Origin of the sequence: uncultured Tessaracoccus sp., from assembly GCF_947286155.1 — a bacterium.
Taxonomy (GTDB): Bacteria; Actinomycetota; Actinomycetes; order Propionibacteriales; family Propionibacteriaceae; genus Arachnia.
In genome coordinates this window covers 88,251-97,590 of the sequence record NZ_CAMYPD010000005.1, presented here as the reverse complement: position 1 = coordinate 97,590, position 9,340 = coordinate 88,251, and the positions used below count along the sequence as shown (strand labels likewise).

Sequence of the window (9,340 nt, the reverse complement as noted above, 5' to 3'; positions counted from 1 at the left end):
GGAAGATCCAGTGGCGATTTTGCGCCCAAAGACGGGCCACAATCTGCCACCTAGCGGGTGTGTTTTCGATACACGAGCTTCGCTCGCTACTCAACCACCGGGCCCTGCGGGCTCAACCACCGATGGAAGACGCCTCACGCCCGACTATCGAGTAGGCGACGCAGTCGCCGTATCGAGATGCGCCGAAAAACTTCAAAATCCGTACGCAGATTGATTTAACACCCCTAGATCGGGCCCTTCATCTCATCTGCGTACGGATTTTGAAGTTTCGTGTTCGGTTTCGATACGCGGCCTACGGCCGCTACTTAACCGTCTGAGCTGGCTCGGTTTCGATACTCGTCCCACGGGTGCTACTCAACCACCGAGGCAACCAAACAGTTACTTCTTCTTCGAGGCCTTGGTGTTGGGGCCGAAAGCGATAGCGAGCAGGGCACCGGCCAGGCCGACGTTCTTCAGGAAGTGGAAGAACTGCCCCTGGCGCTCCTGCTCGTCGCTCACTTTCCAGAAAGGATGCCCGGCGACGGTCGTCGCGGCGAGCGAACCGAACAACCCGAGCGCAGCCAGACGAGGAAAGATGCCGAGCGACAACGCCACGCTGCCGAGCACCTGCAGCGCGCCGTTGGTTTTCACCAGCGTGGCTGACTCCTCGTCGTCAAGATCGACGTTGAGCTTCGACATGAACTGCTGCGCCATGTCGGCACGCGGGCCGGGCTGCTTAGCGGAATCAAGACCGCCGACGACGAACACGCTAGCCAGCATTGAACGAGTGAGGAATCCGAGGGCCATAAGGTTGTCCTTTCTCAGGTCGTACCTCCAGCGTAGCCAGGCGCCGAAGCCACGTTGCTAGGGTATGAGTGGCGCTGTGCCCCCGACGACGGATCAGTACCGGGTGAAGACAAGACTGGCCAACCGCAATCGAACCAACATTGGGAAGTGGCATGAGCTGGGTGATCTTGTTGGCCTCGGGCGTGCTCGAGGCGGTCTGGGCGTCGGCGCTTGCCGCGTCGGATGGGTTCCGACGGTGGAAGCCCACCGTCGTATTCTTCATCGGCGCGGTGCTTTCGCTCGTCGGGCTCGGAATCGCCCTCGAGGCGCTGCCCACCGGCACGGCCTATGCGGTGTGGACCGCGACTGGCGCGACACTCACCGTCGCCTGGGCCATGTTGCGCGGCACCGAACCCGTCAGCCTCGCCAAAGTACTGCTCATCGTGGGCATCATCAGCTGCGTCGTCGGGCTGAAGGTGGTCGCGTGAAGCACTGGGCAATTCTGCTTGTCAGCGCAGTGCTCGAGGCTGTGTGGGCGAACGCGCTCGCCGCGTCGCGGGGGTTCACCCTCCTCGCCCCGACGCTGCTGTTCCTCGTCGCCACGACGTTGTCGAGCATCGGCCTTGCTATTGCGATGCGACGCATCCCCACCGGCACCGCGTACGCCGTGTGGACGAGTGTAGGTACCGTGCTCACCGTCATATACGCGTCGGCCACTGGGGCCGAGGAGCTGTCGTGGCTGAAGGGTCTGTTTTTGGCCGGTATCGTCGGGTGCGTCATCGGATTGAAACTGCTCGACAAACCCGAACAGGAGGTCACAGGTGCCGAGGCGTGAAGTGACACCCAAGCCCATCGACGGCGACTCCCGCAGCCTGCTGTTCGTCACCGACGTCGCCCACCTCCCATCCGGGCATGTCACCGCAGCGCCGGGCACCGTCGGACCCCTGCTGGAGTACCGCGTATTGAGCGCACTCGAAATCGTCGACGACGGGCTCGTCGCCACGCTCGCCTCGCCGCACAGCTGGGTAGACCACGGCCCCCGCATCCGCGACGCCGTGCGCCTCGCCGTCGACCTCGAAGGCTGGGACGTCGAAGCGCCTCACGACGCCACCCACCCTCACTAGCCGCATGCTCAGCGCGCGTGCGCCGGAGCCGGTTGTGCAGGCCCGACGGTCAGGGCGGCGATCCCCGTCGTGATAGGCACCGACAAGATCAGCCCGATCGACGACCCCAGCGTGCGCACAATCTCGCTCGCGAACATCTCCTGATTGATGGTGAGCAGCAGTGACGTTGATGTGAAGTAGACGAGCATGATCACCACGAGCGCGCTGCCTGCGTAGGCGAACACGATGGTGTAGATCGTCGACGCAATGTGGTCGCGTCCGATTCGCATGCCCGACGAGAAAATCTCCCGACGACGCATCGTCGGCGCCGCGGCACGTAGCTCGAACACGGCCGAGGCTTGGGTAATGGTGGTGTCGTTCAGGACACCCAACCCGCCGATAATCAGCCCAGCGATGAGCAACTGCCGAAAATCGAGGCCCGGTGCGAGGTTTTGCAGGTCCCACTCCGTCTCCTCCGCGAAGCCGGTGAGCTTCGCGAGGTACACGCTGGCGGAGCCAAGCCCCGCCGTGACGAGCAGCCCCAGCATGGTGCCGGCGAGCGCCGTCGAGGTGCGGATCGATATGCCGTGCGCCACGTAGAGCACCACGAACATGATGGCGGTGGAGCCGACGATCGCCACGAGCACGCCCGGTTTCCCGAGCAAAATGCCGGGGATGATGAACCGCACGAGCACCGCCCCCGCAACCACCAACCCGACGAGGGCGAACAACCCCTTCCACCTCGCGACCGCGATCACGGCGATGACGAACAGCACGGCGAGAGCAATGAACACGGGCGTGCGGTCGATCCCGCGGTAGGCGTAAAACACGCTGTCAGCGGCGTCGATACGAGACACCTGCACGACGTCGCCCGCGCCGAGCCCCGCCGATGATTGCGGGCCCGTCACCTCGACGCGCTGCGTCGAGCCTTCGTCTGGCCCACCTAGCACCGTGATCTCGTACGTCACGCACGCCACCTGCCCGCTCGACGTATCGAACTGCCCCTCACACGTCGGCTCGACGCGCGTGATGCGTCCGCTGGTCTCGATCACCCCTTCGGCTGCGGGCACGTGGTGAATCCCCTCCCGCATCTCGCCCGACGACGGCCACAGCCAGATGATCCCCGCGACGGTGAGCACCGCGAGCAGCACGAGAAAGCCGATCAGCCAGACCTTCGCCTTCGTGCCCACCTCAATCTGCACGTCGCCATGGGAATGTGAATGCATCATGAGAACACAGTAGCGACGCGTTCTACATGCGGGCGCCCGACGCGACCGCCGCAAGTGAATCCGTCGGCGTGGGGCATACTTGTCGGCGATGGACGCCCAAGTTTGTTACCGCCACCCAGAGCGCGCCGCGCGAATCGTCTGCCAACGTTGTGATCGCCCGATTTGCCCGGACTGCATGATTCAGGGCTCCGTCGGCTTCCACTGCCCCGAGTGCGTGCGCGCGAACCCGCAGCCGAAGGCGCAGCTCAAGACGCGTCGCGTGCAGCCGAATCACGTCACGTCGCTCGTGCTCATCGGCGTGAACGTCGCGGTCTGGCTGGCCATCTTGGTTACCGGCATGGGCGGCAGTCCGCTCATCGAGCACCTCGCGCTCACGCCGTACGGCATCTGCCCCTACGACTCCAGCCAGATCATCTTGACTGACCCCGCCGGCTGCGCCGGACATGGTTCGACGTGGATCCCCGGCGTCGCCACTGGCGCATTCTGGCAGGTGCTGACGAGCGCATTCACCCACGTTCAGCCCTGGCACATCATGTTCAACATGATGGCGCTGTGGGTGCTGGGCCCCCAGGTGGAGATGGTGTTTGGTCGCGCCCGCTTCCTCGCGATGTACTTCTTCTCGGCCATCACTGCGAGTGCGCTCGTGATGCTCTTCAGCACGCCCTTCGGTGGCACACTCGGCGCTTCTGGCGCCATCTTCGGCCTCATGGGTGCGTTCCTTGTCGTTGCGCTCAAGCAGCGTCACCCGGAGGGGCTCAGAAGCATCCTCATCTGGCTTGGCCTCAACGTGGTGCTCACATTCCTGGTGCCGAACGTCTCGTGGGAAGGCCACCTCGGTGGGCTGCTCGGCGGCGTCGCCATCACTGCGCTCATGGTGCACCTGCCGAGGAAGCAGCGTCGCTGGGAATGGACACTCATCGGCCTGCTGAGCGCGGCCGCCGTCGCGGCCATCATCGCCATCGCGCTCCTGCGCTTCACCTAAACCGACGTGGCCCGCGCGGGGCCGTCGGGGGTACTCGTAACCTGTGCGGCTCAGTCGCGGATCAATGTTCCTTTGCTTCCCGACGATGCCTCGTCGCGCAGAAGCGTTGGACACATGTGCCGCGACTGAGCCGCACAGGTTGCACCTGCCTGCGTTACTGAGGCGACGAGGTGTGCTCGACGGTGGCTTCCCCGTCGGCCTTCGGCGCGCGACGGCCCGGGTGCAGCTTGGCGAAGCGCGCCTTCTGGCGCTCGATTTCCAGCTGCTCGCGGTGGAGGCGACGCTCGCGCGCGAGCTTGCGCTGGAACGCCTGGTTTTCGCGAAGCTCGACGTAGATGATGTCTGCACGCAGTGCCTTCACGATGGCCGGCATCAAGAACACGAGCACGAGCAGGAAGGGGCTCGCCGCGATGATGGTCACGTTCTGCAGGTTGGACAGCGCGTCGTTACCGCCAGACAGCAGCAGGGTGAGCCCGATCAGCGCGGTCATGACGCCCCACAGGGCGGAGAGGCCAGGCGACGCGTCGGAGCGCCCGTGTTGCGACATGGAGCCCATCACCGTCGACGCGGAGTCGGCCGAGGTGATGAAGAACGTCGCTAGCAGGATCATCGCGACGATGCCCGCGACGAATCCGCCCGGCAGCTGGTGCAACAGGTTGAACAGCTGGGTCTGGGCCGAGCCGTCGCCCCAGATGGAGTTGCCGTCGCGCTCCATGTGGATGGCGGTGCCACCGAAGATCGCGAACCAGAGGGTGGACACAGCCGCGGGGACGAACAGCACTGTCAGGCAGAACTCACGAATGGTGCGGCCGCGCGAAATGCGTGCGACGAACATGCCGACGAAGGGACTCCAGGAGATCCACCAGGCCCAGTAGAAGATGGTCCAGCCAGCCAAGAACCCTCCGGCAGTGCCGTCGGCGGTCTCGGCGGTGCGGCTCGCCATCTCGAAGAACCCGGACAGGTACGCGCCGATCGAGCCGGGAATGAGGTTCAGCACCGAGACGGTGGGGCCGAGGATGAACACGAAGATCGCGAGGATGGCTGCGAGCACCATGTTGGTGTTCGACAGGTACTGAATGCCCTTGCTGACACCCGACATGGCGGACAGCAGGAAGGCCAGCGTGAGCACCAGCACGATACCGATGACGACCCACTGACCCGGGTTTTCGATCAGCCCCGATGCCTTCAGGCCTGCGCCGATTTGCAGCGCACCCAGGCCGAGCGAGCAGGCGGTGCCGAACACCGTCGCGAAAATTGCGAGCACGTCGATGACTCGTCCGAGCCAGCCGCCGGCGAGCTTCTCGCCGATCAGCGGAACGAAGGCTTGGCTGAGCAGCTGCTTGCGCCCGATGCGGAAGGTCGAGTACGCAATGGCCAGGCCGACGATGGCGTACATGGCCCAGGGGTGGAGCGTCCAGTGGAACATGGCGGTGGCCATCGCGGGCATCACTTCGTGTGTGCCGTGGCCGGGCACGCCGTCGCGGTAGAAGGTGAGCGGTTCGGAGGCGCCGTAGAACATGAGGCCGATGCCCATGCCGGCGGCAAACATCATCGCTACCCAACTGATGGTGTTGAACTCTGGTTCTTCCTCGTTGCCGCCAAGCTTGATGCGCCCGAAGTTACTGAAGGCAACCACCAGCACAAACACGACGAATACCGTGCTGAACAGCACGAATGCCCAGCCGAAGTTCGTGACGATGAAGTCGAGTGCCGAGCTTGCGAAGTTCGCAAACGAGTCTGATGCGAGCAGGCCCCATGCCACCACGGCGATGGTGATCGCGATTGCAGGCCCGGCGATGAGCCAGTCGATGGGGGAGTCAGCCTCAGATTGCAGTTCCACCTCCTCTGTCGCGTGCGGCGCGGGAGCGTCGGTAGCCAACAGCGAAGCAAGCTCGTCGGCTGCGCTCAACTCCTCGTGCGTCTCGTCCGTCTTGGGAGTTTCAGACATGCAGAAATCACCTTCGTCGTTATTGGGGGAGCGCGCATTGGCGCCATTCGACCCTATCGTGTGCCGAAGTCGAGCGCGATTCTGCGGGATTGTCAGTGGGTTCCGCTACAGTGCAAAGCATGACTTGGTCTGGTTCGGATGGGGATTGGTCGACGCCCCCGCCCCGCTACGACGCACAGGCGCAGACCGCTGCGTTCGGAGCGGATCAGCGTGCCGTTGAATTCGTGGAACCGAACACCCCGCCAATGTTGTGGCTCGGCATCAGCGTGCTGCTCTCACTCGCAGCACTCGTGCTCGCCATTGTCGGTCGCGGAGCCACGATGGGGCTCGTCGCGTGGGTGCTGGCAGGCCCGCTGGCCATCACTGCCGTCGCGCTGTTCACCTCCGCCGACGGCAAGAAGCGCGAATCGGGCTGGTACCGGCCATCAGGTCTGGCCGAGTGGGGCCGACGGGTCGCCGTCGTGCTTGCACTCGTCGCCGTTGCGCTCGCCGCGTGGCTCATCGCCAGTGACGTCGCGAGAGGAGTCTGGTCGTGAACCGCCTGCGTGCCATGCGCACGCTGTTGTTGACGCTCATCGTCGGGCTGGTCGTTGCGCCACTCGCCCAGCCGAGCGCCCGCGCCGACGAGGACGCGGAAGTGACGCCCGCGTCGCGATTCATGAGCTGCACCCGCGGCGGAGGGCAGGGCAGCGTACTGCTGCTGTTCGACACGTCAGGCTCGCTGAAAGACACCGACCCGAACAACGCCCGAGTGACGGCGAGTAAGTTGTTCATCAGCCGCCTCGCGGAAATCCTGGGTGACGTGCCCGAAGCCAACGTGCAGATCGCGCTCGCCGGCTTCGATCACAGCTTCAACAAGACGCTCGACTGGACCGACCTCGACGCCGAGCACCTCGACCCCATCAACGCCGACCTCGATGCCTATGCCGAGCGTCGCAACGGGCCGGAGACCGACTACTGGAAAGCCGTCGACGGTGCGCGCCAGGAGCTCGCCCAGCGCCAGCAGGCTGAGGGCGACCACTGCTCGATGGTGGTGTGGTTCTCCGACGGTGGGTTCGCCATCGGCACGCGCGCCAACGCTGACGTGATGCAGAAGTGGGGAGGCCCGAAACCGTACTCGCCCGACAACAAGCTCGCGACGCAGCAGGACACCACGCAGGCTGTGAAGGACGGGCAAGAGGACATGTGCCGCCCGGGCGGCGTTGCCGACCAGCTGCGCAGCATGGACGTCATCACACTCGGCATCGGGCTCGCCGTCGATTCCGAACCGAAGACATTCGAACTCATGCAGGGATTCTCCGCAGCGGAAACGATTCCCTGCGGCGATATCACGAAACCATTGCCTGGCACCTTCAGCATGGCCAGTGACATCGACGACCTCATCTGGGCGTTTGCGGAAGCCGCATCCGAGGGATCCGGTGTTGAGGAAACCGGCCTGTGTAAGGAAGGCGAGGAGCCCTGCGCAGAGGGCACCCGCACGTTCGTCCTCGACGGCGCGATCGGGCGCGTACAAGCCATCACGCAGCTCCCCGTTGACGGCGGACGCGTCCTGGTGCAAACCCGCGACGGCGCCCTCACCCCCATGCCGAAGGACGGCGACAACGCGAAAGTCCCCGGCGCGACGCTGCGCTGGAAATGGCTATCCGAGCGTACACTGGACCTCAGGCTGGAGCGCGACGGGCAGAGCGAGGAATGGATCGGCCCGTGGGGGCTGGTGTTCGTCGCGCCCACTGACACCGACGAGCTGGCGAAGTCATCGTTGAAGCTCTTTGGCGACGTGCAGCCGGTGTGGACGAACCGCAAAGACGTCACGGTTCGCACCGACGCGAAACCCGTCGACCTGCAGTTCGGCCTGGTGAGCAGCAAGGGCGAGACGATCGATCCGTCCACACTGTCCGACGAGTCCAGGTTCGACGTCTCGTTGACTGGCTCCGACGGTGAGACCCGCCAACTCGCCAAGGACAAGCCGGTGACCACGATCACCGAACCCATCGCACTCGACCCGGGCTCGATACCCGCGGGCGGCGCGCAGCTGTGGATCACCTTGAACGTCACGACGCAGTCGTGGTCTGGCGGGGGCAAGACCGTCGAAGGCACCAAGCTGGAACCCATCCGGGTGATGACGCCACTGTCGGTCGCACCCCCGGAAGATTTCCCGACGATCCCCGCCAAGGTGTCCTTCGGCGAGACGGAGCAGGCCGACCCGGTTACCGTCACGGTTCCGCTCGAGGGCGAAGGCTGCGTCTGGCTCGGCGACAAGACGCAGTTCACCGGATACCCGAAGGGCCTCGATTCCGCGAAGCTGAGCTCTCCCGCGGCCGACGAGGGCTCGTGCAGCTCGTCGGGGCTCGAGCTCACACTCGACCCGAGCGGCACCGGACACGGCGCGCTCGTCGGCAAAACGGAGGTGTGGCTCAAGTCGCCCAGCGCCAAGGCAGGAACACCGGTGCAGCTCGAGTTTGATCTCCAGATGCAGCGCCCGGCGTCGCAGCCGGTGCTGTGGGGCACGCTCATCGGTGTGACGCTGCTGGGCATCGCGATCCCCGTCGGCATCTTGTACCTGAGCAAGTACCTCACGTCGAAGATCCCCGGCAACGCAGTGCTGGCACAGCAGTTCACCGGGCCCGTCGACGATTCCCGCGCCTTCACCGACAACGGCCTGGATGTCGATCTCAGCCGCATGTCGATTGCACAGCTCGCCAATGGACGCCGCAAGGTCGACGTCGCGGGAGTGCAGCTGCGGGCGAAGACGGGCCTGGCGCTCACGGAGCCCGGTTACGTCGTCGTCGAGCAGCCAGGCAAGGCTGCAGGCGGGCGCACCTCGCTCGCGTCGGCCGGCGACAAGGCCAAACTGCCATTGGCCGTGCAGGGCAACTGGACGGTGGCGCTGCACCCTGAGCGCCCCACCTCCGGCGACGTGACGGTCACCATCTTCACCGGCCCCGGCGCGCCGGGCCTGAACGAACTCACCGACGACATTCGCGGCCGCATCCGCGACGCCGTCGCCAAACTCCGCGAGGGTCTGCCCCCGGATGCTGAACCCCCGACGAGCGACCCGTGGGGCGGCGGCCCTTCCGCAGGTGGGCAGCCCGACCCGTGGTCGAACCCGCCCACGCAATCAACCACCCGCTGGAATCCGCAAGGAGGGCCGTCGCCCTCGAGCGGGCCACAGACGGGTTGGCAGTCGCCGCCGCCTTCCGGGCAGCCGGGCGGTCAGTCACAATGGCAACAACCGCCGAACTCCAACTGGGGCAATCAGCCTCCCAGTGGTGGGGCGGGATGGTAAACCACAACTAGGAAATGCAACTCAGTG

Annotated in this window: 9 protein-coding genes and 1 riboswitch; of the genes, 6 read left to right on the top strand and 3 right to left on the bottom strand. The window is 65.1% G+C overall.

The annotated features are described in order from the left end of the window. Positions 1-378 precede the first annotated feature (378 nt). The gene (locus tag Q0X68_RS02560; protein WP_297747103.1) at positions 379-786 is read right to left on the bottom strand and encodes a DoxX family protein; all 408 of its coding nucleotides are present in this window, start codon (positions 784-786) and stop codon (positions 379-381) included. A gap of 66 nt (positions 787-852) precedes the next feature. After that, positions 853-910: riboswitch (guanidine-III (ykkC-III) riboswitch) on the top strand. Positions 911-938: 28 nt separating this feature from the next. Here Q0X68_RS02560 and Q0X68_RS02555 point away from each other — a divergent pair. Genes Q0X68_RS02555 through Q0X68_RS02545 form a run of 3 tightly spaced genes read left to right on the top strand, consistent with a single transcriptional unit; the run spans position 939 to position 1,889 of the window. Continuing rightward, complete coding sequence (locus Q0X68_RS02555; RefSeq protein ID WP_108870816.1) at positions 939-1,253, top strand: multidrug efflux SMR transporter; 315 nt, start codon at positions 939-941, stop codon at positions 1,251-1,253. Continuing rightward, positions 1,250-1,600 carry a multidrug efflux SMR transporter gene (locus Q0X68_RS02550; RefSeq protein WP_297747100.1) on the top strand — a complete coding sequence of 117 codons (351 nt, stop codon included), beginning with the start codon at positions 1,250-1,252 and terminating at the stop codon, positions 1,598-1,600. The genes Q0X68_RS02555 and Q0X68_RS02550 overlap by 4 nt, the downstream gene beginning before the upstream one ends. 1 nt (position 1,601) lies before the next feature. Then, positions 1,602-1,889, top strand: a complete 288-nt coding sequence (locus Q0X68_RS02545) for a hypothetical protein (RefSeq protein WP_297747098.1) — start codon at positions 1,602-1,604, stop codon at positions 1,887-1,889. A gap of 8 nt (positions 1,890-1,897) precedes the next feature. On the opposite strand, the gene Q0X68_RS02540 is transcribed toward Q0X68_RS02545, so the two are convergent. Next, positions 1,898-3,097 (bottom strand): YibE/F family protein, encoded by a 1,200-nt coding sequence (locus Q0X68_RS02540; RefSeq protein WP_297747096.1) that lies wholly within the window; start codon positions 3,095-3,097, stop codon positions 1,898-1,900. A gap of 88 nt (positions 3,098-3,185) precedes the next feature. Between Q0X68_RS02540 and Q0X68_RS02535 the strand changes: the two genes are divergently transcribed. Then, positions 3,186-4,079: a rhomboid family intramembrane serine protease gene (locus Q0X68_RS02535; RefSeq protein WP_366127568.1), complete on the top strand. Its 894-nt coding sequence runs from the start codon at positions 3,186-3,188 to the stop codon at positions 4,077-4,079. A 154-nt stretch (positions 4,080-4,233) separates the two neighbouring features. On the opposite strand, the gene Q0X68_RS02530 is transcribed toward Q0X68_RS02535, so the two are convergent. After that, positions 4,234-6,027, bottom strand: a complete 1,794-nt coding sequence (locus Q0X68_RS02530; RefSeq protein ID WP_297747090.1) for a BCCT family transporter — start codon at positions 6,025-6,027, stop codon at positions 4,234-4,236. Positions 6,028-6,146: 119 nt separating this feature from the next. On the opposite strand from Q0X68_RS02530, the gene Q0X68_RS02525 reads away from it, so the two are divergent. Together Q0X68_RS02525 and Q0X68_RS02520 are read left to right on the top strand one after the other, a co-directional pair. Then, the gene (locus Q0X68_RS02525; RefSeq protein ID WP_297747087.1) at positions 6,147-6,563 is read left to right on the top strand and encodes a hypothetical protein; all 417 of its coding nucleotides are present in this window, start codon (positions 6,147-6,149) and stop codon (positions 6,561-6,563) included. Beyond that, on the top strand, positions 6,560-9,313 hold the full coding sequence (locus Q0X68_RS02520; protein WP_297747084.1) for a VWA domain-containing protein: 2,754 nt from the start codon (positions 6,560-6,562) through the stop codon (positions 9,311-9,313). The genes Q0X68_RS02525 and Q0X68_RS02520 overlap by 4 nt, the downstream gene beginning before the upstream one ends. Positions 9,314-9,340: the final 27 nt, after the last annotated feature.

Excerpts from the sequence above, each read along its gene's own strand:
- Q0X68_RS02560 (WP_297747103.1), bottom strand. The coding sequence starts at position 786 with ATGGCCCTCGGATTCCTCACTCGTTCAATGCTGGCTAGCGTGTTCGTC.
- Q0X68_RS02555 (WP_108870816.1), top strand. The coding sequence starts at position 939 with ATGAGCTGGGTGATCTTGTTGGCCTCGGGCGTGCTCGAGGCGGTCTGG.
- Q0X68_RS02540 (WP_297747096.1), bottom strand. The coding sequence starts at position 3,097 with ATGATGCATTCACATTCCCATGGCGACGTGCAGATTGAGGTGGGCACG.
- Q0X68_RS02535 (WP_366127568.1), top strand. The coding sequence starts at position 3,186 with ATGGACGCCCAAGTTTGTTACCGCCACCCAGAGCGCGCCGCGCGAATC.
- Q0X68_RS02530 (WP_297747090.1), bottom strand. The coding sequence starts at position 6,027 with ATGTCTGAAACTCCCAAGACGGACGAGACGCACGAGGAGTTGAGCGCA.
- Q0X68_RS02525 (WP_297747087.1), top strand. The coding sequence starts at position 6,147 with ATGACTTGGTCTGGTTCGGATGGGGATTGGTCGACGCCCCCGCCCCGC.